This is a genomic window from Nocardia sp. NPDC052316, from assembly GCF_044547795.1.
In the GTDB taxonomy this organism is placed as follows: Bacteria; Actinomycetota; Actinomycetes; order Mycobacteriales; family Mycobacteriaceae; genus Nocardia.
The window spans coordinates 115,215-140,943 of the sequence record NZ_JBIUBB010000005.1 but is presented as its reverse complement, the minus strand read 5'-3'; the positions used below and the strand labels follow the sequence as shown (position 1 = coordinate 140,943).

22 protein-coding genes are annotated in these 25,729 nt (G+C 69.2%); 10 read left to right on the top strand and 12 right to left on the bottom strand.

Annotated elements, in window-relative coordinates:
• Nucleotides 1-104 precede the first annotated feature (104 nt).
• Complete coding sequence (locus ACIHA7_RS24230; RefSeq protein WP_397293259.1) at nucleotides 105-860, bottom strand: phosphohydrolase; 756 nt, start codon at nucleotides 858-860, stop codon at nucleotides 105-107.
• 107 nt (nucleotides 861-967) lie between these two features.
• Between ACIHA7_RS24230 and ACIHA7_RS24225 the strand changes: the two genes are divergently transcribed.
• Both ACIHA7_RS24225 and ACIHA7_RS24220 read left to right on the top strand, forming a co-directional pair.
• Nucleotides 968-1,918, top strand: coding sequence for a GlxA family transcriptional regulator (locus tag ACIHA7_RS24225; RefSeq protein ID WP_397293258.1), 951 nt, complete (start codon nucleotides 968-970; stop codon nucleotides 1,916-1,918).
• 430 nt (nucleotides 1,919-2,348) lie between these two features.
• The gene (locus ACIHA7_RS24220) at nucleotides 2,349-2,552 is read left to right on the top strand and encodes a hypothetical protein (protein WP_107653296.1); all 204 of its coding nucleotides are present in this window, start codon (nucleotides 2,349-2,351) and stop codon (nucleotides 2,550-2,552) included.
• On the opposite strand, the gene ACIHA7_RS24215 is transcribed toward ACIHA7_RS24220, so the two are convergent.
• On the bottom strand, nucleotides 2,553-3,995 hold the full coding sequence (locus ACIHA7_RS24215; protein WP_397293257.1) for an aldehyde dehydrogenase: 1,443 nt from the start codon (nucleotides 3,993-3,995) through the stop codon (nucleotides 2,553-2,555).
• Between the two features lie 209 nt (nucleotides 3,996-4,204).
• Here ACIHA7_RS24215 and ACIHA7_RS24210 point away from each other — a divergent pair, with 209 nt between their 5' ends.
• A complete protein-coding gene (locus tag ACIHA7_RS24210; RefSeq protein WP_147143860.1) occupies nucleotides 4,205-4,507 on the top strand; it encodes a hypothetical protein in 303 nt (100 codons plus the stop codon).
• Nucleotides 4,508-4,509: 2 nt separating this feature from the next.
• Here ACIHA7_RS24210 and ACIHA7_RS24205 read toward each other — a convergent pair whose 3' ends face one another.
• Complete coding sequence (locus tag ACIHA7_RS24205; RefSeq protein ID WP_397293256.1) at nucleotides 4,510-5,304, bottom strand: class I SAM-dependent methyltransferase; 795 nt, start codon at nucleotides 5,302-5,304, stop codon at nucleotides 4,510-4,512.
• A gap of 270 nt (nucleotides 5,305-5,574) precedes the next feature.
• Here ACIHA7_RS24205 and ACIHA7_RS24200 point away from each other — a divergent pair, with 270 nt between their 5' ends.
• On the top strand, nucleotides 5,575-6,747 hold the full coding sequence (locus ACIHA7_RS24200; RefSeq protein ID WP_397293255.1) for a glycosyltransferase family 4 protein: 1,173 nt from the start codon (nucleotides 5,575-5,577) through the stop codon (nucleotides 6,745-6,747).
• Nucleotides 6,748-6,828: 81 nt separating this feature from the next.
• Here the strand turns inward: ACIHA7_RS24200 and ACIHA7_RS24195 are convergent, their stop codons facing one another.
• Complete coding sequence (locus ACIHA7_RS24195) at nucleotides 6,829-8,784, bottom strand: hypothetical protein (RefSeq protein ID WP_397293254.1); 1,956 nt, start codon at nucleotides 8,782-8,784, stop codon at nucleotides 6,829-6,831.
• 11 nt (nucleotides 8,785-8,795) lie between these two features.
• Between ACIHA7_RS24195 and ACIHA7_RS24190 the strand changes: the two genes are divergently transcribed.
• Both ACIHA7_RS24190 and ACIHA7_RS24185 read left to right on the top strand, forming a co-directional pair.
• Nucleotides 8,796-9,101: a hypothetical protein gene (locus ACIHA7_RS24190; protein WP_397293253.1), complete on the top strand. Its 306-nt coding sequence runs from the start codon at nucleotides 8,796-8,798 to the stop codon at nucleotides 9,099-9,101.
• A gap of 53 nt (nucleotides 9,102-9,154) precedes the next feature.
• A complete protein-coding gene (locus ACIHA7_RS24185) occupies nucleotides 9,155-10,390 on the top strand; it encodes a polysaccharide biosynthesis protein (RefSeq protein ID WP_397293252.1) in 1,236 nt (411 codons plus the stop codon).
• A gap of 62 nt (nucleotides 10,391-10,452) precedes the next feature.
• Here the strand turns inward: ACIHA7_RS24185 and ACIHA7_RS24180 are convergent, their stop codons facing one another.
• A complete protein-coding gene (locus ACIHA7_RS24180; RefSeq protein WP_397293251.1) occupies nucleotides 10,453-11,604 on the bottom strand; it encodes a DUF3068 domain-containing protein in 1,152 nt (383 codons plus the stop codon).
• A 202-nt stretch (nucleotides 11,605-11,806) separates the two neighbouring features.
• Here ACIHA7_RS24180 and ACIHA7_RS24175 point away from each other — a divergent pair, with 202 nt between their 5' ends.
• Nucleotides 11,807-12,985, top strand: coding sequence for an acyltransferase family protein (locus ACIHA7_RS24175; protein WP_397293250.1), 1,179 nt, complete (start codon nucleotides 11,807-11,809; stop codon nucleotides 12,983-12,985).
• Between the two features lie 13 nt (nucleotides 12,986-12,998).
• Here the strand turns inward: ACIHA7_RS24175 and ACIHA7_RS24170 are convergent, their stop codons facing one another.
• The 5 genes from ACIHA7_RS24170 to ACIHA7_RS24150 form a co-directional block, all read right to left on the bottom strand.
• Entirely contained in the window at nucleotides 12,999-13,418 is a 420-nt protein-coding gene (locus ACIHA7_RS24170) for a DinB family protein (RefSeq protein WP_397293834.1), read from the bottom strand.
• A 95-nt stretch (nucleotides 13,419-13,513) separates the two neighbouring features.
• Nucleotides 13,514-17,965, bottom strand: coding sequence for an alpha-(1->3)-arabinofuranosyltransferase (locus ACIHA7_RS24165; RefSeq protein WP_397293833.1), 4,452 nt, complete (start codon nucleotides 17,963-17,965; stop codon nucleotides 13,514-13,516).
• Between the two features lie 4 nt (nucleotides 17,966-17,969).
• Nucleotides 17,970-18,140: a DUF2613 domain-containing protein gene (locus ACIHA7_RS24160; protein WP_083894819.1), complete on the bottom strand. Its 171-nt coding sequence runs from the start codon at nucleotides 18,138-18,140 to the stop codon at nucleotides 17,970-17,972.
• Nucleotides 18,141-18,303: 163 nt separating this feature from the next.
• The gene (locus ACIHA7_RS24155) at nucleotides 18,304-19,398 is read right to left on the bottom strand and encodes an isochorismate synthase MenF (RefSeq protein WP_397293249.1); all 1,095 of its coding nucleotides are present in this window, start codon (nucleotides 19,396-19,398) and stop codon (nucleotides 18,304-18,306) included.
• A 160-nt stretch (nucleotides 19,399-19,558) separates the two neighbouring features.
• Complete coding sequence (locus tag ACIHA7_RS24150) at nucleotides 19,559-20,047, bottom strand: universal stress protein (protein ID WP_397293248.1); 489 nt, start codon at nucleotides 20,045-20,047, stop codon at nucleotides 19,559-19,561.
• Nucleotides 20,048-20,145: 98 nt separating this feature from the next.
• Between ACIHA7_RS24150 and ACIHA7_RS24145 the strand changes: the two genes are divergently transcribed.
• The 3 genes from ACIHA7_RS24145 to ACIHA7_RS24135 all read left to right on the top strand — a co-directional run bounded on the left by ACIHA7_RS24145 (nucleotide 20,146) and on the right by ACIHA7_RS24135 (nucleotide 23,243).
• The gene (locus tag ACIHA7_RS24145) at nucleotides 20,146-21,309 is read left to right on the top strand and encodes a glycoside hydrolase family 3 N-terminal domain-containing protein (RefSeq protein ID WP_397293247.1); all 1,164 of its coding nucleotides are present in this window, start codon (nucleotides 20,146-20,148) and stop codon (nucleotides 21,307-21,309) included.
• Between the two features lie 88 nt (nucleotides 21,310-21,397).
• The gene (locus tag ACIHA7_RS24140) at nucleotides 21,398-21,997 is read left to right on the top strand and encodes a TetR/AcrR family transcriptional regulator (protein WP_107653283.1); all 600 of its coding nucleotides are present in this window, start codon (nucleotides 21,398-21,400) and stop codon (nucleotides 21,995-21,997) included.
• 127 nt (nucleotides 21,998-22,124) lie between these two features.
• Nucleotides 22,125-23,243 (top strand): DUF5685 family protein, encoded by a 1,119-nt coding sequence (locus tag ACIHA7_RS24135; protein WP_397293246.1) that lies wholly within the window; start codon nucleotides 22,125-22,127, stop codon nucleotides 23,241-23,243.
• 87 nt (nucleotides 23,244-23,330) lie between these two features.
• Here ACIHA7_RS24135 and ACIHA7_RS24130 read toward each other — a convergent pair whose 3' ends face one another.
• Nucleotides 23,331-24,200: a MaoC family dehydratase gene (locus tag ACIHA7_RS24130; protein ID WP_397293245.1), complete on the bottom strand. Its 870-nt coding sequence runs from the start codon at nucleotides 24,198-24,200 to the stop codon at nucleotides 23,331-23,333.
• Complete coding sequence (locus ACIHA7_RS24125) at nucleotides 24,197-25,555, bottom strand: 3-oxoacyl-ACP reductase (protein ID WP_397293244.1); 1,359 nt, start codon at nucleotides 25,553-25,555, stop codon at nucleotides 24,197-24,199. The genes ACIHA7_RS24130 and ACIHA7_RS24125 overlap by 4 nt, the downstream gene beginning before the upstream one ends.
• Nucleotides 25,556-25,729: the final 174 nt, after the last annotated feature.

Genomic DNA, 25,729 nt, shown 5'->3' with positions numbered 1-25,729 from the left:
AATAGGTGTCGAGTGGCACATGGTGATAGGGCTCCTCGGCGTTTGCCGACACCATGTGCCACTCGTCGTTCGGCGATGGGTGGGGATTGTTTTGTGGGGGAGGGTTATTCGGGGAATGGGGAGTAGTCGATGAGTTGGCGTAACGCCGTGCGGGTGTTGAGCCAGCGGGTGCGGCCGTGTGGCATTGCTGCTGCCTCGTTGGTGAGGGCCGTGATCATGTGCTTGCTGAAGTTGTGGCGGGGGTGGCGGTGCAGGAGTTCGTCGACCCAGGCGGGGTCGAGTTCGGCCAGGCGGCTGCCGATGACGTCCACGGAGGCGCCTGCGTAGATGAATCGGCCTGGGTCGCTGAGGTTTTTGCCGTCCCCCGGGGTGATGTGGGTGGCGATGGCGGCGCCGATTTCCTGGAGTTGGGCGGGGGTGGCGCCTGCCTCGGCGGCGAAGGCGACGGCGCGCTCGGCGCCGGTGACGGCGAAACAGCGGTTGGGCGTGGGGTGTTCGAGTTGGAGATCGTGCAGCAGGCACGACACGTAGACCACCTCGTCGTCGTAGCGGGCGCCGTCGAGGTCGGCGAGGACTCGGCCGAAGAAATAGGTGCGGTAGGAATGGCCGAGTACGTGCGGGGAGAGTGATTCGTGCGCTTCGGCTTCCGCTGCGCGGGCGAGGGCCGAATCGGGCAGGCGCAGGCCCGCGAAGTCGAGGCGGCCCGCGCCGCGACGGCCGAGGGCGAGGCGGGCGCGGTCGGCGAGCAGGGCAGGCAGTGCTCGGGTGACGGTGGCCATGAGTTGTCTGCGTTGTTTGCCGGACAGTGCGCCACCCGTGCGAACGGCCCATGCCCAGTCGATGCTGGTCGGCGTGGTCATCCAGGTTTCCTCTCGCTCGTGCATCGGATTCAGTGAAGCGTGTCCGAGCGGGGGACGGTGAGTGGCAGGGATGACACTGATGCTCTGATTTGTGCCAGACTGGCCGGGTGAAGCAGGTCGTCGCGCTCGTCCTGGACGGTGTCATGACCTACGACCTCGCGTGCGCCGTCCAGGTGTTCCGGCACGGACCGGGGAATTTCGGCGAACCGGCGGGGTTCCGGATGGAAACCTGTGGATTGCGCCCCGGTCCGGTGTGGACGCCGAACGGATTCGATCTGCGGGTCGAGCACGGGCTGGAAGCGCTGACGACCGCCGACATCGTGGTGGTGCCGGGGATCGGGCTGCCCACGCTGCCGCCGCCGGAGGAGGCGCTCGCGGCACTGCGTGCCGCGGCGGCCCGGGGCGCGACGATGGTGAGCATCTGCGTCGGCGCCTTTGTGCTCGCGCGGGCGGGGTTACTCGACGGCCGGCCCGCCACGACACACTGGGCCTATTGCGACGAATTCGCCGATCTTTTTCCCGCCGTCGAACTGGATCCGTCCGCGCTGTATGTGGACGACGGCGACGTGCTCACCTCCGCGGGCCTGTCGGCAGGCCTGGATTTGTGTCTGCACATCGCACGCCGAGAACTCGGCGCGAGCCGGGCGGCGGACTTGGCGCGATGGAACGTGACGCCACCGCACCGCGCGGGCGGTCAGGCGCAATACATTCCGGATGCGCTGGCGGACAACGGCTTCCACGGCGGTTTGGCGGCGACGATGGCCTGGGCGGCGCGGAACCCGATTGCCGCGCCGGATGTTTCGGCACTCGCCGCGCACGCGCTGATGAGCGAGCGCACCTTCATTCGCCGCTTCAAAGCCGAGGTCGGCACCACGCCGCGGCGCTGGCTCGATGCACAGCACACGATGCGGGCCCGCGAACTGCTCGAAACCACCGACCTGCCAGTCGAAGTGGTCGCCGCGCAGTCCGGCTTCGGCAGTGTGACCGCATTGCGTACGCATCTCCGGGCGGCGACGGGCACGACTCCGGCGGAGTACCGACGGTCATTGCGACAGTGATCGGTCGGTGCGTCGGCTTGGGATCGACAGCTCAGGCAATGCGGCGGGACAGTAGTTTTCACGACGAGCGCCGTGAATCATGCCGTCGCGCAAGCTGTCGCAGTTGCGGCAGTGGCCCACCACTGTCAGCATGACGGATCATCAGTCGCCGGTATGGCGTGTTTCCCGCCGCGCGGACCCGAAGTTGTGGTGCTATTGGTAATGGTCGGTGCGCACAGGTCACGAGCACCCAACGTTTGCCGCAGCTCGATATGGGGTAGTTGCCCGGTGTGTGAGGTTTGCGCACAAGTGGCTTATGCTTGCCGTGTTCTTGGTCTCATGACCTACCAGTCCGATTGCTAACTGTTAACTGATCGACTGAACTACTTCCCTATCGACATCGGTTCGCCGCGGCGAACGATGGGATCGACGCGCGAGAGGTGGTTGGAGCATGACCGATCTGGAGACCGGGGCGTCCATCGCCCCCCTGGTTGCCGGCTTCGAACTGGCGACCGCTAGCACGCCGCTACGCCGCGCTGCCGGGCGTTTGCAGGCCGTCCTGCCCCCGGGCTGGCGCGTCGAGATCGTCGACGCGCCGAGCCTCACGGGCCGCCACAGCGAGCCCGTCCTGCGGGTGGTCATGCCGACTGACTGATCAGCCCGTCCAGCCCATGGGCATGAGCAGCGACTTTTGTTCGCAGAATGCGTCCAAGCCCTCCGGCCCGTTCTCGCGCCCGAGTCCGGAGGCCTTGTAACCGCCGAACGGTGAGCTGGGATCGAACGCGTACCAGTTGATCGCGAACGTCCCGGTGCGCACCCGCGCGGCGAGCTCGGCGCCGTGCTCGACGTCCGCGGTCCACACCGAGCCGGCCAGGCCGTACACCGAGTCGTTGGCGATGGCCACGGCTTCGTCTTCGGTCTCGTAGGGAATCACCGACAGCACCGGGCCGAAGATCTCCTCCTGGGCGATGGTCGACTTGTTGTCCACGTCGGCGAAGATGGTCGGCTCGACGAACCAGCCGCGATCCAGCCCCTCGGGCCGCCCGCCGCCGAGCACCAGCCGCGCGCCCTCGGCCTTGCCCTTGGCGATGTAGCCCTCGACCCGCTCGCGCTGCCGCTCCGAAATCAGCGGGCCGAGCTGCACGGTCGGATCGTTGGGGTCGCCGACCTTCATGGTCTTCACGTGCTCGACCAGTGCGTCGAGAATCTCGTCGTACCTGCTGCGCGGGGCCAGGATTCGGGTCTGCGCGACGCAACCCTGTCCGCTGTTCATCAAACCGGAGAAGGCGAGCACCGGGATGCCCGCGATATCCATGTCCGGCAACAGGATTGCCGCGGACTTGCCGCCGAGCTCGAGCGAGACGCTCTTGAGCTGACCGGTGGCGATCGCCCCGATCTTCTTGCCCACCGCCGTGCTGCCGGTGAAGGTGACCTTGTCGACGCCGGGGTGCGAGACGAGGTATTCGGCCGCCTCGGCCTCGGCGGGCAGCACCGAGAGCACGCCGTCGGGCAGGCCGGCCTCAGTGCAGATGTCGGCCAGCATATTGGCGGTGATCGGCGTCAGCGGTGCGGGTTTGAGCACGACCGTACAACCCGCCAGCAACGCGGGCGCAAGTTTGTTGGCCGCGAGAAACAGCGGCACGTTCCACGCCGTGACGGCCGCGACGACACCGCGCGGCTCCCGGCTGACGCGCGAGGTGCCGAACATGCCGGTGCGGGTTTCGGTCCACGGGAACGACTTCGCGAGCCCGGCGTAGGCGTCGAGCGCGGCGACCGCGGGAATCTGGTTGAGCGTCATCGCGATCATCTGCGGCGCGCCCATCTCGGCGGTGAGCGCGGCCATCAGGTCGGCCGAGCGTTCCTCGATCAGTCGCGCGACGCGGGTGAGCACCTGAGCCCGTTCTTCGGGCGGTGTCGACGGCCATGGGCCGTGGTCGAAGGCGTGCCTTGCCGCGGCGACCGCGGCGTCGACGTCGGCGCGAGCGACCGCGGGGACACTGCCCACCGGCTCGACCGTGGCGGGCGAGATGACCTGAACGCGCTCGGTGGTGGCTGGCGCGGTCCAGCGGCCGCCGATGAACAAGCTGTCGTAATGCATGAGAACACGTTACAGTTTTGCCACTGCGTTGTCTGTAACATGTTTCAGTTCTGCGTCCGCGCTGTCTCGCTGAGCAGGACCAATCCCAACCCGTCGGTTCGCTTTTCGTAGAACGCACTATTGCGTTCTGTTGCTGGAAAGAGGATGCTGATAGCTACTGATCAGCTCGCTCGATTCCTGAACCGATACCACATTGGGGAGCCTGAGTCATGGCGGTGCAAGTGGTCGACCGGTCGCTGATGACCAGCGATCAAACCGAGCATCAAGCGAAGAGTGTTGGTGCGGGAGGATGGGTCGTCTCGTTCCTACCGGGCCGGACGCTGACCATCGAGCAAGCGACCGCGGCCATGCAGGCCGCCGAGGCCGTCGCCGTTGTCGGAGCATTAGCTGATCAGGTCGGATTGACGACGCTGGAGACCGTGGGGCTGGCCATCCAGGAATCCCCGTGGACGCGACCGGCGCACGAGCCGTGCGGCAGGCGCAACTGGCGTCGCGGCTGGCTCGAGCACTAGCGCTACTTCTTGGTCGCTACTACGACCAGATTGCTCACGAGTACTTCGCGCACCATCGGGATGCGGACCAGCCACCACGCCCAGCGCGGGTGATAGCGCGGAAAGATCGTGTGGATGTCGGCGGAAGTGCTTGCCGCCCAACGCACCCCATCCGACGCGCGCACTGCGAACAGTGAAGTGCCGAACCGGTTCTTGGGTTCCTTCCCATGCGTGCGGCGATACCGGCGCGCGGCGTACTCGCCGCCGAGGTAGTGCCACGGCCCCGTCTCGTGCCCGCCGAACGGACCGTGCCAGACCGTGTACGACAACACGATCAGCCCGCCCGGCCGGGTCACCCGCACCATCTCGTCCGCCATCAGCCACGGCTGGGCCACGTGCTCGGCGACATTCGACGAGAAACAGATGTCGACCGCGTCGTCGCGGAACGGCAACGCCATCCCCGAGCCGCGCACCGCGCCCGCCACCGACAGGCCGGCCGCGTGCATCTCCGACGGATCCGGCTCGACCGGGATATAGCGCGCACCCGTCTTGACGAACTCGTCGGCGAAATATCCCGGCCCGCCCCCGACATCCAGGATGGTCGCGCCGGCCAGCTCCGCACCGGTGAGATCGGTGTAGAAGTCGCCGAGCATCGCCGCGCTGTCCTCGGCCAAACCGCCGTAGAACACCGCCGGGTCGGTCTGCTCGAACCGGAAGCTACCGAGCAACCGCAGCGACCGGCGCAGCGTCGCCCGGCGCGCGAACCGGGGCGCGCGCGATCGCGCACCGTCGGCGGGCGTCTTTTCGGCTTTCAACACGGCGCCGAGTCTCGCATAACAGGGGTGAACCACCGTCGAACCGGCCCCGACGGACACTTTTCGCACCTACCCGCGCGTGGCGTGGTCCCACGGCTCGAAAGTGTCCGTCCAGGCCGAGAGCCAGCGGTAACAGGGTCGATGCGGGCACGGTTGCAGACAATGTGCCTGCGGACCGGTCGGTGATCAGCTGCCGGCGCGGAGCTCGGGTTAGGGTGTAGCGCGATATCCGATGTTCCCGACCGGGACCACCTGACCGAGAGAAGCTCGACCGTGCGCGAAGTCCTCCTGCTGTGCTGGCGTGACACCGGGCACCCGCAGGGCGGCGGCAGCGAGCGATACCTCGAACAGGTCGGCGCGCAGCTCGCCGCACGCGGAGTCAAGGTCACCCTGCGCACCGCCCGCTACCCCGGGGCGCCGAAGCGCGAACACGTCGACGGCATCGACATCAGCCGCGCGGGTGGGCGCTTCTCCGTCTATCCACGGGCACTGGCCGCGATGGCGCTCGGCAGGCTCGGCCTCGGACCGCTGCGCGGTCTGCGGCCCGACGCGGTCATCGACACCCAGAACGGCATCCCGTTCTTCGCCACCGCGGCCACCAAAGCGCCGTCCGTCGTGCTCGTGCACCACGGACATCGGGAACAGTGGCCGGTCGCCGGACGGCTGGTCGGCCGGGTCGGCTGGTGGATCGAGTCGCGCCTGTCACCCCGGGTGCATCGACGCAACCAGTACCTCACCGTCTCGCTGCCCTCGGCCGAAGAACTGGCCACCCTCGGCGTCGAGCAGTCCCGGATCGCGGTGGTGCGCAACGGCGCCGAACCGGTACCCGCCGACGCGCCGACCGGCGCCGCCGAAACCCGCACCGCGAACCCCCGGATCGTGGTGCTGTCGCGCCTGGTGCCGCACAAGCAGATCGAGGACGCGCTCGCCGTGGTCGCGCGACTACGCACCCGCATCCCCGGTCTGCACCTCGACGTGATCGGCGACGGCTGGTGGGCGGACAACCTGAAGGCCGACGCGCGCGAGCTCGCCATCGCCGACGCCGTCACCTTCCACGGCCACGTGGACGAGCGCCGCAAACACGAACTGCTTTCTCGCGCATGGGTGCACGTGCTGCCCTCGCGCAAGGAGGGGTGGGGCCTCGCGGTGATCGAGGCCGCCCAGCACGGCGTGCCGACCATCGGCTACCGCAGCTCGCGCGGGCTCACCGACTCCATCGTCGACGGCGTCACCGGTGTCCTGGTCGATGACGTCGCCCAATTGGCCGACGCGGTAGGCGAATTGCTCGACGAGCACGCCGCGCGCACCGTCATGGGAGAGAAGGCGCGGTCGCGAGCGCGTGAATTCTCCTGGGAGCAAACCGGAAACGGTGTGTACGATGTGCTGGCCGCTGTCGCGCGCGGGGAGCACACCTCGGGATTGATCGCTCCGCGCGCCGAAGACTGAAAAGCCTTTTGGCTGTCTGCCGCCCTGCCCGCCGGGCCGGTCGAACTGCAGGACATCGCCGAGGGGCGCGCGCAGGCTCGGTCAGCGTCTGCGATGAGCAGGGCGCGCCACTGTTGCGATGAGCGCGCCGCCGACCAGCAGTGTCAGCCAGAGTGCATGTGCCGCAATGACAAGGCCCCGATGCGTCGCTGAACCGGTGCGCTGGCGGATGGCGCCGGGTACTCGATACAGCGCGAGGTCGGCATCGCTGAACACCGGATCCAGCTGTTCAAGTGTTGTTTTCGAATCGCCGAGCGGGCCGGGGGTGCCGTGCTCGACGAGCACCCAGCCGATGCCGCTCGCCGCCAGCTCCTGGGCTGAACCGCCTTGCAACAGTAGTGCTTCCACAGCGCGGGCCCGGGCACCCTCGCCGGACACGGTGCGGCCGCGCACCGGGAGCTCCCCGGTTTGCAGCACGTCGTTGGGCAACATGCGCGGTGCGGGATCCAGCACCGGAGCTCTGCCGCTGTATCGGAACTTACGAAACATCCCGCCCGGCAGAACCGCGACATCGCCGGCCCCATCCAGCTTTTCGGCGACCTGCTGCCATCCGGCCGGGTAGTGCACCGGGCGCACTGCACCGCTGGCACCCCACGCGAGATCGAGGAGGGGCAGCATCAGGAGGGCAATGAAAACCGCTGCGACCGAATGGGGGACGATCGAACTCGTAACCGAGGCAGCGACACTCGGCGACGAGGCGCGACCGTCCGTGCCGCTCGCTGGCGCGGGGTTGGTCCCTTGTCGTGCGATGACTTCCGCGCTCTGTGGATGATTGGTCGGAGCAGCAGTCCCGGCCGCCGAGAATCGCTGGGCGATAACGCCGCAACCCGCCGCGGCACACAGCGCGTAGGCGGGCATCGCCAGCGCCACGTACTTCTGAGTGTCCCGCAGCAAACCCGCACCGGGCACGTGCGCGACAAGCCACTCCAGTACCTGCATGCCCCACGGTGTCGCACCGAGGGCGGGCAGCAGGACGGCGAGCGCAGCCAGCACGACGAGCGCGCGACGGAGGTGTCGCCGGTCCGGACCGGCGCCATCGGTGACGACCGCTCGCACCCCCGTCGCGACAACGACGAGCAGCAGTATGGTCCCGATCAACGCGAGAAGTGTGGTGCGGGAATCGGGTACCGCGTCACCGTTCCAGATCCCGCCGAGCCCGGCCAGACTGCCGAGCGTGCCGAGGCCCGGTTCGGCACGGGCGGCGAATGCGGCAATGCCCGCCGGATCGGAGGGTGAACCGCCCGCCCCGGACAGTGCGGTGGCGGCGAGCCAAGGCGCGGACGCCGCGATCAGCACGGCCAGTACGGCGGCGAGATGCCGCCGCCCGACCAGCGTCAGCGCGGTGATCCCGGCCAGTAGCGCACCGGTCGGTGTGAGTCCGGCTGCGGCAAGGCTCCCCACCAAGCCTGCCCATGCGCTGACGGAGCCGTCCCGTGCCGCGCCGCGAATCCGATACGCGGCCAGAGCAACCCACGGCAGCGCGGCATACCCGGCGAGCAGACTCCAATGGCCTTGCAGCAGACGTTCGGCCACATATGGATTCCACAGCGCCACCGTCGTCGCGACCAGCTGCGCACCGACGGGCACACCCAGCAATTCCCGCGCCAGCACGGCCGCCCCGTAACCCGCCGCCCACAGCGCGACGAGCAGGATCGCCTTGACGATCACCCCACCGTCGACGACCGGTGACAGCCACGCCAGCACCGCGTCCTGCGGCACCGCTCGCGGTGCGGCATCCCCGAGCCCCAGCGCCGAATCCGTCGGATAGGACCGCGGCGTACTCACCGCATCCCGCAGCAACAAGTACCCGGAACCGAGCAGCGGCCCGACAATGAGCAGCGCGAGCACCGCGCTGTACCCGGCGGGCACGAACCGCACCCACCGGTCTCGCTGCCCCGGACCGCGCGCACTCACGCTTGTGCACCCTACGGTCCGACCTCCCCGCGCCCGGTGCCGCCATGGTCGGAAAAGGATTCGGCAGCAGTCCGCACCGGCCATATCCTGACTCGGTGGTGAGGAGGTCTCCGCAGGAGAAGAAGCAGCTGAGCTACGCCAAGGACTGCCGCAACGTCTACGGCGAGAACGACAAAGCGTCGCGCAAGAACCTGCCGCGCAAGCGAGCCAGAGCGCACCGCGCCAACCGGCACCACGCACACCAGGATCTCCGCGGCGCGATCGGGCCGGTCGACGCCGAGATATCGGATGCCGCCGAAACCCGGATGCGCGCGCGTCGACCGAAAGCGTTCTGGAAGCGCCCGGACCTTCCGCTCGGCGAGTACGTCCCCTGGGCGCTCGCGCGGCGACGGCCCCGCTGACCTGTTCGCCCCGCGGCGGGGCGGGAGATCGGCGGCGATGGTCGGGTGGGACGATGGCGGGCGTGTCTGCGGTCCGTCAGTTTCCTGTGGTGGCGGATCTGACGTTGGTGACGGCGGGGGCGATGACCGCCAACGTGGCCGGGTATCTGTTGCAACTGCTGGCCGGACGATGGCTCGGGGTGTCCGGCTACAGCGAGTTCGCGAGTCTGCTCGCGGTGCAGTTGTTGTGTGCGGTGCCCGCGCTCGCGTTGCAGAACGTGGTGGCCAGGGAGCTGGTCCGGGGGGCGAGTGTCGCGGCGCTGCGCCGCCTGCAGTGGCGGTGCGCGGTGATCGTCGCGGTTGTTGTCGCGGTGCTGGTGCCGGTGGTGACCGCGGCGTTGAACGTCGGGGTCGCCGCGTGTGCCGCCGCGCTCGGTGCGGCGCCCGCGCTGGTGCTGCTGTCCGGTGAACAGGGAGTACTGCAGGGTGGCAGGCGGTTTCGGGCGTTGGGCGTTGTGCTCGGTGCCGCGGGCGTTCTTCGGGTCGCGCCCGCGCTCGTGCTGCTGGCCGCCGGCGGCGGGGCCGCACCGGCGTTGTGCGCGGCGGCGGTAGGCGTCGCGGCGGCCGCGGCGTTCGCCCGGTTCGTCGCGGGGTCGCCGCCGTCGCGACCGCGCGCCGGAACCGACGAGGACGAGGCCGTCGGGGTGCTGCCGGTGCTGCGGGCCGCGCAGGTGCAGGCGGCGTTGATGGCGTTGTCGTCCACGGATCTGATCGTGGTCCGCATGGTCCTCGACGACGCGGACGCCAGCCGGTACGCACTCGGCACCATCGCCGCGAAGATCGCGTTCTGGTTACCGCAGGCGGTCGGCGTCGTGCTGTACCCGCGGATGGCGCAGCCCACGCACTCGGCGCGGGCGATCAGGTCGGCGCTCGCGGTGCTGTCGGGCATCGGCATCGTGGCGGTGCTCGGCGCCGCGCTCGCCGCACCGCTGGCCCCGCTGTTGGCCGGCCAGGACTATGCCCCCATCCAAGGCTTGCTGTGGCTGTTCGCGTCGCACGGCGCCATCCTCGCGGTCCTGCAGGGCGCGATGCTCTCGGCGATCGCGGTGGACCGCACCGCGCTCGCCGCGCTCACCTGGCTCGGCCTGGCCGTCGAAGTGGCACTGATGGTTTCGTTCGCCCGCTCCATCCCGACGCTGATCACCACCGTCGCCTCCGTCGCGGCCGCCACCACCCTCGTGGTCGCCGTGATCGTCCTGCGCACCGCTGATCGGGGCAGCGGCGTGCGTCGGCACGAACCCCAGGTGTAACGAGCCCGAGAAAAGATTCGGCCCCCGAGTCCTGTGGACCGGGGGCCGAATGTTCAGCTACCTCAGGGTTGTTTCGTGACGTTGATCTGCTCGGTCGGCGGATCGTTGTCCGCGCGACGCGCGCCACCACCGGTAGGTGCCGGTCCGCCGCGCCCCTGGCTCAGCGGCCCACCGCCGCGCGCCGGAGCGGGCGTCGAACCGCCGCCACGGACGCCGAGGATGATGCCGACGATCAGTGCGATCACACCGAGCACGCCGAGCACGATCGGCATGATCCGCCCGTACAGCGACAGCTTGTCGATGTTCTCCTTGGCCACCGAGATCTGCGACTCGATGGTGTTCTCGTCGAACACGATGTGCGACTTCAGCGCGGTGACCTCGGGCTTGGAGTCACGGCCGTAGTACAGGTGGATCTGCTCGCCACCCTTGATCACGGTGCCGGTCTTCGGCTCGACCCACACGTCGCGGGTGTTGGTGTACCAGCGCGACATGGTGACGTCGCCGTCGCCGGGCACGCCCCACTTCGCGGCGGGGAAGGTGAGCCGGTTGGTCGGCGCCTTCACCACATCGTTCAGGTTGGTGGCCGGGATGGTCTGCTGGAAGTGGTAGACCTGCATGCTGTTGATCTCGGTCTCGCCGACGTAGTTGATGTCGAACGTCTTGCGCGCGTTGAGATCGAAGTACGGGTAGGTCTTCTGCTCGGTCCCGATCGGGAACCGGTACTGCAAACCGGTGTGCTGCACCGGATCCGCGACCGGCTTCATCTCCTTGTCCACGTTGACCGCGATGGAGCCGTTCGGCTCCTTCGAGACCGGCTCACCGGTCTTGCGGTCGATGGTGACCCGGTCGATGGTCGCGGTGAGCAGGCCGGTGTCGCCCTGCTTGTCGATGCGCCGCAGCGTCTGACCCGCCTGCACCGTCATCTCGGTGGCGTCGGAGGGCTCCTCGACGGTGAGGAAGCGCTGCGAGACCAGCGGCACGTTCGAGTCGATCTTCGCGGCACCCTCGGGCGCGGTGAGCGACTTGGAGTCCAGCACCAGGCTGTCCTCGCCCGGCACGTTGGTCGCGATCGTGGTGATCTCGAGATCGAGAGGAGTCTTCGCCAGTTTGCCGACGGTGTAAGTCGGGATCAGCAGCGCGGCGACAATCAGCAACGCGCCGAGACCCACGAGCAGGCAGGCCACCGTCCTTCTGGTTCCGGCACTCAGTGCCATGCAAACTCTCCTCGTCGTAGAACAGGGTCGTTCCGGCGAGTACGGCGGGCCTCCCGCGGCACTCGTGAGCCCCGACACTAACAGTCCGGTGACGTACCATGCGGCGCCGAGGCCGGAAACGGCCGAGAAATCGCCCGAGTTTAGCGCGAAATGTGAAACGTGGGGTTATCACCTGAGAATTGGCAAGGCAGACTGGAGTCCGATGACCGCATCCCCGTCCACTTCGGTTCCGGCGCGCGCCTTTCTGCCCGCGCTCGAAGGCATGCGCGGGCTCGCCGCGCTCGGTGTGCTGCTGACGCACGTCGCCTTCCAGACCGGCGCCGCGGGCACCCCGGTGCTCGGGCGGGTGTGGGGACGGTTCGACATGGCGGTCGCGGTGTTCTTCGCGCTCTCCGGTTTTCTGCTTTGGCGCCCGCATGCCGCCGCGGCCCGCGGCCTGGGTAGCGCGCCGTCGCTCGGCTACTACCTGCGGCATCGCGCCGCGCGCATCCTGCCCGCGTATTGGGTTGTGGTGTGCGCGGTTCTGGTGCTGCTGCCGAGCGCGGCAGGCACGGCGGGGCTGCGTGTCTGGGTGTCGAATCTGGCACTGCTGCAGGTATTCGTGCCGCTCACGCTGACCGACGGGCTGACCCAGATGTGGAGCCTCTCGGTCGAGGTGGCCTTCTATCTGGTGCTGCCGTTGCTGGCGTTCGCGGTGGTGTGGTTGCGCGGCAGCACCGCGCGGTGGCGAGTGCCGGTACTGCTCGGCCTGGCCGCGGTGTCGTTGAGTTGGAACTTCATTCCGGTGCCGACGCCGGACGCCATCCATTCCGACAATTGGCTGCCCGGATATCTGCCATGGTTCGCGATGGGAATGGTGCTCGCGGAACTTTCTTTTGGTAGCGAACGGCTATCGACATGGCGTCGGCTGGCCGGAAATCAACCACTGATGTGGGTCGTCGCGCTGGCTGCTTTCCTCGTCTCGGCCACCGATATCGGCGGCCCTGCCGGACTGACGCACGCCCAGCCGTGGCAGTACGCGGCGAAGATGGCGCTCGGGGCGATCATCGGCTTCGCGCTGCTCGCCCCGCTGGTGCTCGGTGCGCCGAGCAGTGGGCATCGATGGCTGACATCGCGGGTGGCGGCGACCGTCGGACGCTGGTCCTACGGGATCTTTCTCTGGCATCTCGCGGTGCTGTGGGTGGTGTTCCCGGTGTTCGGGATCCTGCCGTTCAGCGGCGACTTCGGCTACGTCCTCATCCTCACGATCGCGCTGACCCTGCCCGTCGCCGCGGCCAGCTACGCGTTGATCGAGGAGCCGGTGCGGCAGTGGGCGCGCAGCCGGGACCGGGCGAAGCCGGCCAGGGAGGTCGAATTGGAAGACCACCTCGCGGCACCGTGATCGCCCGGCGCGCTCAGGTATCCAGCTGCCGGTGCATGTCGAGCAGGTGATGCCGCAGTTCGTGCAGGGTGTGCAGCGCGAGCCAGCGCAGTGAACGTTCCTGCGGCTCGGGGTAGCTGTAGATCAGCGTCCGCTCCCAGTCGTCGCCGCTCAGTCGCTCCAGCACATTGGCGAACAGTTGCGCAGCGTCGCGCAACTGGCGGCCGACATCCGAGGGTTTCTGGTCGGCATACCCGTCGTGCTCGACGCGCTCGTCCCGGCCCATCGGCGTGGCATCGGGGGTCGTGCCGCGCCGGGCGGCCAGCGCGCGTTCCCGTTGCACGAGAAGCACATCCCGCATGTGGCAGGCGTACTCGAGCGGCGACCAGGTGTCGGGCTCGGGTCGTCGCCGTAGCTTCGGCGAGTCGGTGAGGAGCAGGTCCGCGTACTCCACGGCGTGCTCTCTGGCCAGTGGCGCGACATCGGTCGCGCGGGTCAGGTCGTAGACGAAACCGCATTCGGCACATTCACTCACGCGGCGTCACATTATCAACGAGGTCCGTTGCGGCGCAGCCCGAATGGCCGACCCGGCGGCAGCGCGGCGACGCCGACCGCGATCACCGCGAGGACGGCAGGGAGTTGCGCCCACAGCGAGCCACCCAGGTAACCGCCCGAAGCACGCCATGGGCCGGTCGACAGGGCTGCCGCGGACAGCGCCGTGCCGACTCCTGCGACGACGACGAGCGCTCGGGGTGCGACCTGTGGATAGAACCGGACGGCGGCGAGAACGACTGCGGTGACAATGGTTCCGACCGGGCCTGCGATGAGCGTCGCCGCAGCCGTGAGGCCCAGTGCGCCGAGCCAACGCGGACCCCAAGTACGTGGCGTGGAATCCGGCACGCGGGCATCGGCATCCGGGCTGATAGTGCGCGAGCCGGAGACGCCCGAAGCATCGTTGACAGGGCTGGCCGAGCCCGAGAAGGCTGCGGCATCCGTCGATGCGGTGTTGCGGCAGGGCGTGGTGTTCGCCGCGGCGTCGGAGATCTGGGGCGTGGTCTTCAGCTCGGCGCCAACCGGTTTCGCGGTGCGCGCCCGCCGCGGTACCGCCAGGGCGATCAGCGGCAGGAGCAGCAGGAGGCCGCCGAAGATGCCGAGGCGGTACCAGCGGTCGATGGGGAACGCCACGGTGACCGGACCGGTGGCACCGGGCGGCAGCAGCCAGGCTTGCTGCCAGCCGTCGATCACCACAGGCTCTAGGGCCTGCCCGTCGGAAGTTGTTGCCTGCCAGCCGATATTGGTGCTCAGCGGCAGCACGAGCACGCGGGCTCCGGACGACGGCGCGGCCGGTGCGACGAGCCCGGCGCGGTCGAGGCGGAGCCGGTCGACGAAGAACAGGTCGGTCGGCCCGACGGTGACGTCGGCGCGGCCCTTCGAGAGTGCGAGCGCAGCGGAATCCGGCTGCGGCGAAGCGTCATCCGCGCAGACGCGCGCGGGAACCGGAGCGCCGGAGCGGAGTTCCGCCGCGGTCGCGGTGACGGTGGTGCGCCGCAGTTGTCCATCGATGTTGATGGTCGGGCCGATTTCGCACGGGACGGTGATCTCCCGGTCGAGCGCCGCGGGCGCGGGGTAGTCCGGACCGAGCACCGACACCTCGGCCAGTCCCGCGGGCTGCGCGAGCGCGAAGCCGAGCGCCGTCCGGTCCAGGACCGGCTGCCAGTCCCGGATGCTCAGCTCGATGCGATCGGTCACGGTGGGGTGCAGCGAGATTCGGGCAGGCGCGCCCGCGGCGCCCTTGTCCAGCTCGCGCACCTGCGGGCCGTCACCGAGGTTGACCACCACCGAGGTGGGCGCGGCGGGCAGGCCGCCGAGCGACGGTGTCACCTCCAGCCCGGTGACCAGCGCGGGGGCGGGCAGCTCGATGGTCAGGGTGGGTTTGGCACCGGTCAGTACCCGCACCGAGTCCTCGGGGGCCGTCCAAGTGGTGCGCGGATCACCATCGGTGGCGGCGAACGCGGCGCCGCGCAGATCCCCGACATCGGCCTTGCCCCTGGCGATCGGGCGGTCGTGATCGGTGAGCAGCGCCTCCAGTGCGGGACCCTGTCGGGTGCGGACGGTCAGCTCGGGCGTGACGGACATGGCTTCGGGCACCGACAGCGTGCGCTGGAAGGTGCCGGGTTCCTCGGGCGCCAACGCGAGACCCTTGCTGCACCGCACCCGATCCGGCGAATCGAAACAGGCACTGCGTCCAGGGAATTCCTGCCCGAGATCCCAAGCCTTGATCGGCGCGCCCGCCGGGGTCGGCGGGAGCACCGTCCGGTGCCGGATGTCGACGGGGACCGGTTGATCGCGTACGGAGTAGTCGTCGAGCCCGATCTCGCTGATGCCGAACTGCCCACCGCGCTTGCCGTTCTCGGTGCGGATGGCGGTGATGGTGACCCACTGCGTCGTGCCCGCGGGCAGCGAAACCGACACGGGCGTGCCGGGCTCGGGGATGCGGGTGGTCACGGTGCCGTTGGCCGTGCGCACCTCGACCCATTTCACCGGGTCACCGATGGCGGCCGCGCTGGTGCGGAAGCTCAGTTGGCCGACCCGGATCGGCTGGTCCAGATCGAGTCGAAGCCATTGGCCGAGCGCGTGTTCGGAGCCGTTGCTGATCCACGCGGTCGCCGGATCACCGTCGACGACGGCCGCGGTGGAGCTGCCCGGCGCGGCACCGCCCAGCTGGGTGGCGTCGGCGGCCGAACTGGATGCGGTGACGGTCGCGCCCGACCATTCCCCGCGCACCAGTTCGGCGCCGGGCACCGGGTAGTCGGGCACCAGGTTGTGGGTGCGGCGGGCGTCATCGGGCGCGCGGAGGGCGGAGTTGTGGTTGTCGACGCGACCGAAGTCGGACTCCCGGTCCATCGGGGTATCGGTGACGGTCAACGGTCCGATCGGCAGGCCTGCGCGCGTCGCGTCGGCGGCGAGCACGGCGGGTGTCCCGGTGCTGCCCGGGTCGCGGTGCAGTCGTTCCAGTACTTCGGGCCCGCCCTGCACCACGGGTAGCGCGTCGAGCGGCACCGTGTACGCGCCGGGGAACGACGGCGGTGCCCCGGTTCCGCTGCGCACCTCGGTCGGTGTGCCCGGCGTCGGCGTCTGCACCCGGTAGATCTCGACCGCCGGATAGGCCGGCCGCAGATCGCCGTCCGCCACCAGATCCTCGGCGATGACCGCGGATTCGATCGGCGCGCCGAACTCCGCGACTTTGGCCAGCCCCGGCGAGCCGTCGAGCGCTCGGTGCGCCAGCATCGGCCGGGTCGATCGCGATGTCTCCGCATCGAGATCGTTGCGCAACACCAGGATTCCGATGCCCTGCCCGGCCAGGGTCGCCGCGAGTCCGGTCGACGGTCTGCCGTCGGCGATCAGCCGCTGCACCGAGTCCATCGCGCGAATGGTGCCCGGCGGGTTCAGCGGCACCGCGTCGCGAACCGCCCACGGCGTGCTCGCCAACGCCTGCAACGGTTCGTCGCGCGTCAGTCCCCAGACCTGACTACCGAACGGGGCGCCGGGCACGACCAGTGCCCTGGTATCGGAGGCGTTGTCGCGCAACCAGTCCGCCGTCTGCTGCCAATACGCGGGCACCTTGTCGTAGGCGCCGCGCGGAGCCAGCTTGCCGGTCCAGGCCAGCGAGGTGGACAGGGTCAGTGCGGTGAGGATCAGCGCGGCCACCGCGACGGTGCGATCCCGCTCCGGATGCGCGAACGCGCTGCGCCACACCGGCATCGGCACCGAGGCGGGCAGCGGGACCCTGGCCAGCAGCTGAGCGAGACCGAGCACCAACGGGATTCGGATCAGCGGTTCCAGCTTGTGCACGTTGCGCAGCGGCGCCCCACCGGAGTCCAGGAACAGCCGCACCGATTCCGCGAACGGCCCGCCCAGCTCGCCGACGTATCCGGCGCAGATGCCGACCAGCCCGACGCACAGGATCAGCGTCAGCCGACCGCGATACGGCATGGACCGCATCGCCAGTCCGGCCATGCCCGCCGCCGCGAGCAGCCCGGTGGCGAGCACCGCCGCGGGCTGGGTCACCAGCACCGCACCGGCGATGCGCTCGGGCGAGACGAACGGCGTCCAACTGTCCGTGCCGCGCAGCACCTCGGCGAGCGAGGCCCATTGCGTCGTCACACCCGAGGACTCGATGTAGTCCAGGAACGGCGGGCTCACCGTGCCGAGCAACAGCAGCGGCACCGCCCACCAGAACGTGGCGAGCACGAGCAGCGGGACCCAGGCCCTGGTGAACCGCCACCACTGCTTGTTCGGCCGATACGAGGCCCACCACAGCAGCGCGGGCAGGAACGCCGCGACGGTGGCGACGGCGTTGACCGACCCCATCAGCGCGAGTGCCAGCGCGCTGCCCGCGGCGGACTCCGCACCACCGCGCCGCTCGTTCCCCGGATCGACCGTGCGCCGTCGATTCCGATAGCGGACGCCGAGTGCGGCAGGCGCCAGCAACACCCACGGCGCCAGCATCATCGGCAGCGTCTCCGACGAGATGGAGCCGAGCGTGGTGAGCACCCGCGGGGACAGCGCGAACGCGGTCGCGGCGATGACGCGGGAGCCGCGGGTGCCGATGCCGAGGGTCTCGCAGAGCCGAATGATGCCCCAGAAGCCGGCGATCAGCAGCAGTGCCCACCAGATGCGCTGGGTGGCCCAGGCGGGCAGGCCGAGCACATGGCCGAGGGAGAAGAACGCGCCGTGCGGGAAGAAGTATCCGTAAGCCTGGTTCTGCACCTGACCCATCGGGGCCTGGCTGCTCCACAGGTGGCTGGCGCGTTCGAGGAAGCCGAGCGGGTTCTGCGCCAGGTCGTATTTGGTGTCGGCGGCAGTGCGCCCCGGCGCCTGCAGAAAGGTCAGCAGGAACGCCACGAGCACCGTCCCGGCGAACCAGCGTCTACCGAGCGGCGCGGTGTGGTGCCGCCGCGCCGCCGGTCCGAGCGAGTCGGTGGGTGAAGCGGGGGTCAGCGGCTCAGCGACTGCCGTACTCGACGTTGTTCAGCAACGAGGAGTCCTTGTCGCCGGAGCGGTCGATGTCCGGACGCGAGTTCTGCTGCACCGCCACCGTGACGAGGAGCACCGCGATCACGCCGAGTACGGCGCCGCCGACAGCACTCGCAACACCAGGAACAGCAAACTTCATTGCGGCACTCCAATACATCGATGCAGGCACATTCCCGGTCAACCTAGCAGCCCGCAACCGTACCCGGTGCGTTCAGCCCGCCGATTGTCGGTCAGCAGTCCGGTTGAGGCGGCGATCACCGAGGATTCCGGGCGCTATCAACGGAACCGCCGAGCGCGCCGGATCAGTGCGCGGGGATGGCGCAGTGCAGCCCGCCGAGCAGCGTGCGCAGCTTGGCGGTGGTTTCGTCGAGCTCGGCTTTCGGGTCCGAGGCGGCGACGATGCCGCCGCCCGCGTAGGCGTGCACGGTGCGTCCGTCGGCCGACAGTTCCGCGCAGCGGATGGCGACCACCCATGAGCCGTCACCCTGCGCGTCGCACCAGCCGACCGCGCCACCGTAGAAACCGCGGTCCTCCTCCAGATGGGCGATGGTGTCCAGCGCGAGGTCGGTCGGGGTGCCGCAGACGGCGGGCGTGGGGTGCAGCAGCAGCGCCAGTTCGAGCGCGGTGGTCGCTGGGTCGCGCAACCGCCCGGTGATGGGGGTGGCGAGGTGCCAGACCTCGTGCGTGCTGATCAGTTCCGGGCCGTCGGGGATGGACAGTTCGGCGCAGACCGGGCCGAGTTTGTCCCGGATCCATTCGATTACGAAGGCATGCTCGGCACGATTCTTGGTGCTGGACAACAGCTCTCGCGCCTGGACGGCGTCGGCCCCCGGGTCGGTGAGCCGGGGTAGGGTGCCCGCCAGCGGGCGCAGCGTGACCGTGTCGCCGTGCCGGGCGATCAGCACCTCGGGCGTGGCGCCGACCAGCGTCGCGCCCGCCCGCCCGGCTGGGGACAGGTCGACGGCGAACACGTTGGCGTGCGGGTGCCTGGTCAGCAGGTGGGCCGCGACGAGCTCGGGGTCCAACGCGTCGGTCGCCTCGGCAAGCACCGACCGAGCGGCGACCACCTTGCGCAGCGGCTGCGCCGGATCTTTCAGCTGCTCAACGAGTTTCGTCACCCGTGCGATATGTTCAGCGGCACTCGGGATTTCGGTGACGAACTGGACGGCGGGCAGGTCGGGGAGGGCGGCGGGCCGCCACGGCCCCGCGGTGTGCTTGACGTGTTCGGGCACCGTCAGCGCGGCGGGCCGACGCGGATCGAACGGCAACGCACCGACGATCAGCTCAGCGGTGCCGTCCCGCAGTGCGGCGATCGCGGGCTCCGCCTCGTCGAAGGCGACCCGGCTCCCGGACGTCCGGACCACCCCATCCGGCTGAGCAAGCAGGAATCCATCCATAGTCCCTCGACCCTAACCCCGCCCACACTCCCGGAACCCGCTCCGTGAGCGCCCTCACGAAGCGATCTCGCCGCGCCCGGCGGCCGGATCTTCGGTTCGCACATTCGGCGGACTCCCGTCGATGCAACCGCGCCGACGCTCGGCCGCGCCGTAACCGCACCTAGCCCGTCTTGGCGGCGGGTTCCTTGCCTGGCGGGACTATGAGAACCGGGCGGTGGCAGTGTTTGAGGACCGCGTCGGCGACGCTGCTGTGCATCAGCGCGCGAATGCCGGTGGCACCCCGGGTACCCGCGACGATGATGTCGACGTCCAGGTCGTCGGCGCATTCGACGATGGCGTTCCAGATGGTGGTCGTGCATTCGGCCGTGCGCGCCTCGGCGTTGAGCCCGGCGAGCTTGGCCAGCCGTACACCCTCGGTGTTGATGGTGCGGGCGTCGACGTAGGCGACGTCCTCGACCTCGTCGTCGGGCACCCATTCCGGCTGCATCACCCCGGACAGTCCGGACAGGCGAGCGGCTTGGCGCACCATCGGCTCCCATGCGGTGAGCACGATCGCTCTGTTCGCGCTGAGGAACCGCCCGGCGTATTCGATGGCCCGCTTGGCGTTCTCGGATCCATCGTAGGCAATGAGCATCAGATCGCAGGGCACGATGACCTCCTGGTGGGAGACTCACGGCTATTGAACAAGGCTACCCTGGCCGAGCCCGGCCTACTTGCTGGCGCGCGGGATCAGTACGGTTTACTTCCATGCGGAAGACGCCCCTGCTCGTGCTCGCCGTGCTGGCCGTTGTCGCGACCGCCTGCTCGTCCGGCGGTGGCGCCGACCCGTCGTCGTCGCAGGCGGCGGCGCCCGATTCGACGTCCGAATCATCAACGCGGGCAACGACATCCGCGAAGCCGGATTGCACCGCCGGATATCTGGGACAATTCACGCTGCGGCAGAAGTTGGCGCAGCTGTTGACCGTCGGCGTCACCGGCGCCGACGACGCCGCGAATGTGGTGGGCACCGAACAGGTCGGCGGGATTTTCGTCGGCGGCTGGACCGATCTCACGCTGCTGAGCGACGGCAGCCTCGAGCAGATCAAGCAGTCGGCCAAGGTGCCGCTCATGGTGACCATCGACGAAGAAGGCGGCCGCGTCTCCCGGGTGAAGAACCTGATCGGCGCCGCGCCCTCGGCCAGGGCCACCGTCGACGCGATGACCGCCGAACAGTTCCACGATGCCACCCTGACCAGGGGCCGCGCGCTCAAAGACCTCGGTGTGACGGTGAACTTCGCCCCCGATGTCGATGTGAGCGCCCAGCCCGCCGATTCCGTCATCGGCGACCGCTCGTTCTCCGACGATCCCGCAGTGGTCACCCGCTACGCCGACGCCTACATCCGTGCCATGCGGGAGGTCGGCGTGGGCACCGTGCTCAAGCACTTCCCCGGCCACGGGTCCGGCTCGGGCGATTCGCACCGCGGCGCGGTCCGCACGCCGCCGCTGGAGAGCATGCAGACCGTTGATCTCGTCCCGTTCCGTGCGCTGATCGGTTCCGGTGCGGGCGTGATGGTCGGCCACCTCGACGTCCCCGGTTTGACCACCCCTGACGTGCCCGCGAGCATCAGTCCGCAGGTGATGTCCTTGCTGCGGGAGGGGCGCGGTTACGGCGCCGCCCCGTTCCAGGGGCCGATCTTCACCGATGACCTCGGCGGCATGGCCGCGATCACCGATCGCCTGTCCATCGCGGACGCGGTGGAGGCCGCGCTGGTCGCCGGCGCGGACAACGCGCTCTGGATCACCACCGCCGCGGTCCCCAGCGTGCTCGATCAGCTCGAGCAAGCGGTCGCGACGGGCCGGTTGCCCGCCGCGCAGGTGGACGCGTCGGTGCTGCGGATGGCGGCGTTCAAGGGAGCGCTGCCGCGCTGCTGAGGCACTGTTCCGCGACTGATGAGCAAATGCGACCCGCGGAACTTACCTTGGAGTAATATATGAACTTCACCGTGCGGTAGGAGAGTGGATGGCGGGCGGAACGAAGCGACTTCCTCGAGCGGTTCGTGAGCAGCAGATGCTCGACGCCGCGGTCGAGGTGTTCTCGCGGAAAGGCTTCCACGATACGTCGATGGACGCCATCGCCGCCGAGGCCAAGATATCGAAGCCGATGCTGTACCTCTACTACGGCTCCAAGGACGAATTGTTCCGCGCGTGCATCCAGCGCGAGGGCCTGCGCTTCATCGAATCGGTGGTGCCCGCAGGAAACCCCCAGCTCACGCCGCACGAGCAGGTGCGGGTCGCGCTGGAGGGCTTCCTCGGGTTCGTTGACCGCAACCGGCGTTCCTGGCAGGTGCTCTACCGGCAGGCCATCGGCCAGCAGGCGTTCGCCTCGGAGATCGAGAACGCCCGCGAGCGCGTCATCGAATTGACCGCCAAGCTGCTGGAATCCAGCGCCAAACACCCCGAGCCCGGCACCAACTTCGACATCGTCGCGGCCGCCGTGATCGGCGCGGGCGAGGCCATCGCGGACCGGGTGGCCAGCGGCCGGATCGAGGTGGCCGAGGCGGTCGACCTGCTCGACGACCTCGCGTGGCGCGGTCTGGCCGGGCGCAAAAAGGCGGAGTAGCGCGGGCTCGCCACTGCGGAGGAAGTGGCGGGTACCGGTTGCCGTGCCGTTGACGGCCTGCCAGAGTGCGTTGATCAACAAAGTACAGACCGGCTTTGTGGAATGAGCCGGCGAGAACGGGGCGGAATTGTTCGGGTTGCTCAGGCCGTGTGCGCACGGCGCGGCGAAGTACGGCATCGATGCGGCCGAGTGGCGCACACATATGTGCGGGCTGTGTCTGGGGCTACGGGACCAGCACGGGCAATTGGCCCGTGCGACAACGAATGTCGATGCGATCGTGCTGAGCATGCTCACCGAGGCGCAGTCGGCGGGCGCGGTCGAGCGCACCACGGCGGGGCGATGTGCCCTGCGCGGGATGCAGCGCGCGTCGGTCGCGGCCGCGGATTCGCCCGGAGTGCGCCTGGCCACGACGGCGTCACTGCTGCTGGCGTCGGCCAAGGTCCGCGACCACGTCGACGATGGTGACGCGTCCGCGCTCGCCCGCACGCCGATGGCGAAGGCGGCGAGTCGCTGGGCTGGACAGGCGCGGCTGAGCGCACAGCGCATCGGGTTGGATGTCGAACCCCTCGTCGCCGCGTTGAGCGCGCAGACCGAGTTGGAGCAATCGGTGACCGCCGGCGGGACGGGTTCGTTGGCGCGACTGACCGAGCCCACCCAGCTCTGTGCGTCCGAGTTCTTCGCGCACACAGCCGTTTTGGCGAATCGTCCGGCCAACGTCGACGCATTGCGCGCCGCCGGTTGGCAATTCGGCCGGATCGCGCACCTGGCCGATGCCGTGCAGGACTACGAGCAGGACCTGGCCCGCGGCCGGTTCAATCCGCTCGCCGCCACCGGAACGTCCATGCCGCAGGCGTACGACCTACTGCGGGAATCGGATGCCCGGCTGCGCGAGGCGGTAGCCGAAGCCGAGTTGGCCGCCGTCCCCACGGTGCGCTGGATGCTGCTCGACCCGCTGGCCGGCGTGCTGCGTCGGCTCGGCCGCGGGATCGGCACGGTAGCCGGCCACGCCTGCGGGATCGCGCACGACAGCACCGACGTGCAGATGAGCTCGCGGCGCACCCGGCAGCGTCGTCCGGGTATCGGTGAGTCGCTTGCCCTCATCCTCGGTGGGTACTGCACCGGGTACGCCTGCTGTGCCGAGCACACCCAGCCGTGCACCGGCGATCGCAAGGATGCTTGGCTCAAGGACTGCAACGGCGATTGCGGCGATTGCTGTCATTGCGATTGCTGCGGCTGCGACTGCTGACGGCATAGCGTCGCTCGCCGTCGGGTCATTCGACGAGTGGAGCCGCGCCTCCCAGGAAAGAGGCGCGGCTCCATTGATTCTCGTATCTCAGCGCAGTGTCGCGGTGAGGTGCGGGAACCCCTTCTTCGGGTTCAGCACGGCCAGATCCCAGCCGCCCGCCACCTGATCCGCATACACGTTCACCGTCGACGGCAGGAAGATCGGCTTGCCGAACTTCACCGAGTAGGTGGTCTTGCCCGGTACCCGGCCCTCGATGGTGCCGAGCATGTGCGCGGCCGACCACATGCCGTGCGCGATCGGCTTCGGGAATCCGAAAGCCTTGGCGCCCAACGCCGAAGTGTGGATCGGGTTGTGATCACCCGAGGCTGCGGCGTACTGGTTGATCGTCTTCTGATCGACCCGCCAGGTGCGCAGCGGTGGCGGCGGGACCTCTTCCGGCTTGGGCTCCGGCTTCGGCCCGCCCGAGAGCGAGGTGCGCTGCTGGTGCAGGAAGGTGGTGACCTGCCGCCACACCTGCTCGCGGCCGACGCTGATCTCGGTGATCGCATCCACCAGCAGCCCCTTGGGGTGCTCGCGCAGATTCTCGATGTGCGCCTTGATATCCAGCGGCTCGCTCACCGAGATGTCGCGCGTCCGCTCGATCACGTTCTCCGCGTGCACCGCACCGACCGCGACGAACGGAAAGTCGCGCTGCACAACGAGTTGCATCACGATCGGGAAGGTGAGGATGAACGGGTAGGTCAGCGGCAGCGCATCGCCGAATCGCAGGCCGGTGGCCCGGCAGTACGCGGCCAGATGATCCGGATCGACCTGCAGGCCGTCGAGCTTGCTCGCCCGATCCGGCAGCGTCGGCTTACGTGCCGAAACCAGCGGCAGCGGAACCGCTCCCAGCGCGGCCTTCAGGTATAGCGGGCCGTTCTTGGGTGTTTCGGTGAGCGAGATGAGTTCGGTCATCATGCTCCGATCAGGCTCTGCCCGCAGACGCGAACGACGTTGCCGGTCACCGCGTTCGACGCCGGGCTGGCGAAGTAGGCGATGGTCTCGGCGACGTCGACGGTCTGCCCGCCCTGCAGCAGCGAGCTCATCAGGCGGCCCGCCTCGCGGGTGGCCAGCGGGATGGCGGCGGTCATCGCGGTCTCGATGAAGCCGGGCGCCACCGCGTTGATGGTGATGCCCTTCTCCGCCAGCTTCGGCGCCTCGGCGTCGACCATGCCGATGACACCGGCCTTGGAGGTGCCGTAGTTGGTCTGGCCGCGGTTGCCCGCGATGCCTGCGATCGAGGACACGTCGATCACCCGGCCGCCGTCCTTCAGCGCGCCACGGGCCACCAGGCCCTCGGTGATCCGGTGCGGCGCGGCGAGATTCACGTTGAGCACGGAGTTCCACCGGCCGTCGTCCATGTTGGCGAGCAGCTTGTCCCTGGTGATGCCCGCGTTGTGCACCACGATGTCGATGCCGCCGAAGCGCTCGGTGGCGAACTCGGCCAGCTTCTCCGCGGCGTCGGGCGCGGTCACGTCCAGCGCCAGCGCGGTGCCGCCGACCTTGTTCGCGGTCTGCGACAGCGCCTCACCGGCGGCCGGGATGTCGGCGACGATCACCGTCGCGCCGTCGCGGGCGAACACCTCGGCGATGGTCGCGCCGATGCCGCGCGCGGCGCCGGTGACCACGGCGACCTTGCCCTCCAGCGGGCGGTCCCAGCTGGTGGGCGGGGTGGCGTCGTCCTTGCCGACCCGGATGACCTGACCGTCGACGAAGGCCGACTTGGCCGAGAGCAGGAAGCGCAGCGTCGACTCCAGGCCGGACGCGCCGGCGGCGGCCTCCGGGTGCAGGTACACCAGCTGGGCGGTGGCGCCGCGCAGCAGCTCCTTGGCCACCGAGCGGGTGAAGCCCTCGAGCGCGCGCTGCGCGATCTGCTCGTCCACGCTCGCGGTCAGCTCGGGCGTGGTGCCGATCACGACGATGCGGCCGGACGCGGCGATGGTGCGCATGGCGGGCTGGAAGAACTCGTAGAGCTGGGACAGGTCTTCGATGGACCCGATGCCGGTCGCGTCGAACACCAGCGCGCCGAGCTTCGTTCCCGCGCTCGGCGCGTCGACGAAGGTGTAGTCCGACAGCAGGGCGCGCACCGGCTCGGCGACCCGGCCCTTACCGCCGAGCAGCACGGGGCCGGGCAGGGCGGGCTCGCCCTGCTTGTAGCGGCGCAGATTCTCCGGCTGCGGCAGTCCCAGCTTGCTCGCCAGGAACTGACCGGGGGCCGAGTGGACGAACGATCCGTAGAGGTTGGGAGCACCCTTACTCTTGCTGGCTGCCACTGTTCCTACCTTTTCTGTGTTGACAGGCGGCGTGCACGGTCCCTGGCGAGGTTACGCAAGCTTCCCCCGTCACCGACTCTCGCTCACGCCGCGATGTTCAGTTCTCGGGTCTGGTGGTACCCGGCAGTGGACCGCTGGCACACATTTGCGGGGTACGGTGTCGACAACAAACTT

What these genes read in the sequence shown, in the direction of transcription:
- ACIHA7_RS24230 (WP_397293259.1), bottom strand. Translation starts at nt 860, where the DNA reads ATGACCACGCCGACCAGCATCGACTGGGCATGGGCCGTTCGCACGGGT.
- ACIHA7_RS24220 (WP_107653296.1), top strand. Translation starts at nt 2,349, where the DNA reads ATGACCGATCTGGAGACCGGGGCGTCCATCGCCCCCCTGGTTGCCGGC.
- ACIHA7_RS24215 (WP_397293257.1), bottom strand. Translation starts at nt 3,995, where the DNA reads ATGCATTACGACAGCTTGTTCATCGGCGGCCGCTGGACCGCGCCAGCC.
- ACIHA7_RS24210 (WP_147143860.1), top strand. Translation starts at nt 4,205, where the DNA reads ATGGCGGTGCAAGTGGTCGACCGGTCGCTGATGACCAGCGATCAAACC.
- ACIHA7_RS24195 (WP_397293254.1), bottom strand. Translation starts at nt 8,784, where the DNA reads ATGGCCGGTGCGGACTGCTGCCGAATCCTTTTCCGACCATGGCGGCAC.
- ACIHA7_RS24185 (WP_397293252.1), top strand. Translation starts at nt 9,155, where the DNA reads ATGGCGGGCGTGTCTGCGGTCCGTCAGTTTCCTGTGGTGGCGGATCTG.
- ACIHA7_RS24180 (WP_397293251.1), bottom strand. Translation starts at nt 11,604, where the DNA reads ATGGCACTGAGTGCCGGAACCAGAAGGACGGTGGCCTGCCTGCTCGTG.
- ACIHA7_RS24175 (WP_397293250.1), top strand. Translation starts at nt 11,807, where the DNA reads ATGACCGCATCCCCGTCCACTTCGGTTCCGGCGCGCGCCTTTCTGCCC.
- ACIHA7_RS24160 (WP_083894819.1), bottom strand. Translation starts at nt 18,140, where the DNA reads ATGAAGTTTGCTGTTCCTGGTGTTGCGAGTGCTGTCGGCGGCGCCGTA.
- ACIHA7_RS24155 (WP_397293249.1), bottom strand. Translation starts at nt 19,398, where the DNA reads ATGGATGGATTCCTGCTTGCTCAGCCGGATGGGGTGGTCCGGACGTCC.
- ACIHA7_RS24145 (WP_397293247.1), top strand. Translation starts at nt 20,146, where the DNA reads ATGCGGAAGACGCCCCTGCTCGTGCTCGCCGTGCTGGCCGTTGTCGCG.
- ACIHA7_RS24140 (WP_107653283.1), top strand. Translation starts at nt 21,398, where the DNA reads ATGGCGGGCGGAACGAAGCGACTTCCTCGAGCGGTTCGTGAGCAGCAG.
- ACIHA7_RS24130 (WP_397293245.1), bottom strand. Translation starts at nt 24,200, where the DNA reads ATGATGACCGAACTCATCTCGCTCACCGAAACACCCAAGAACGGCCCG.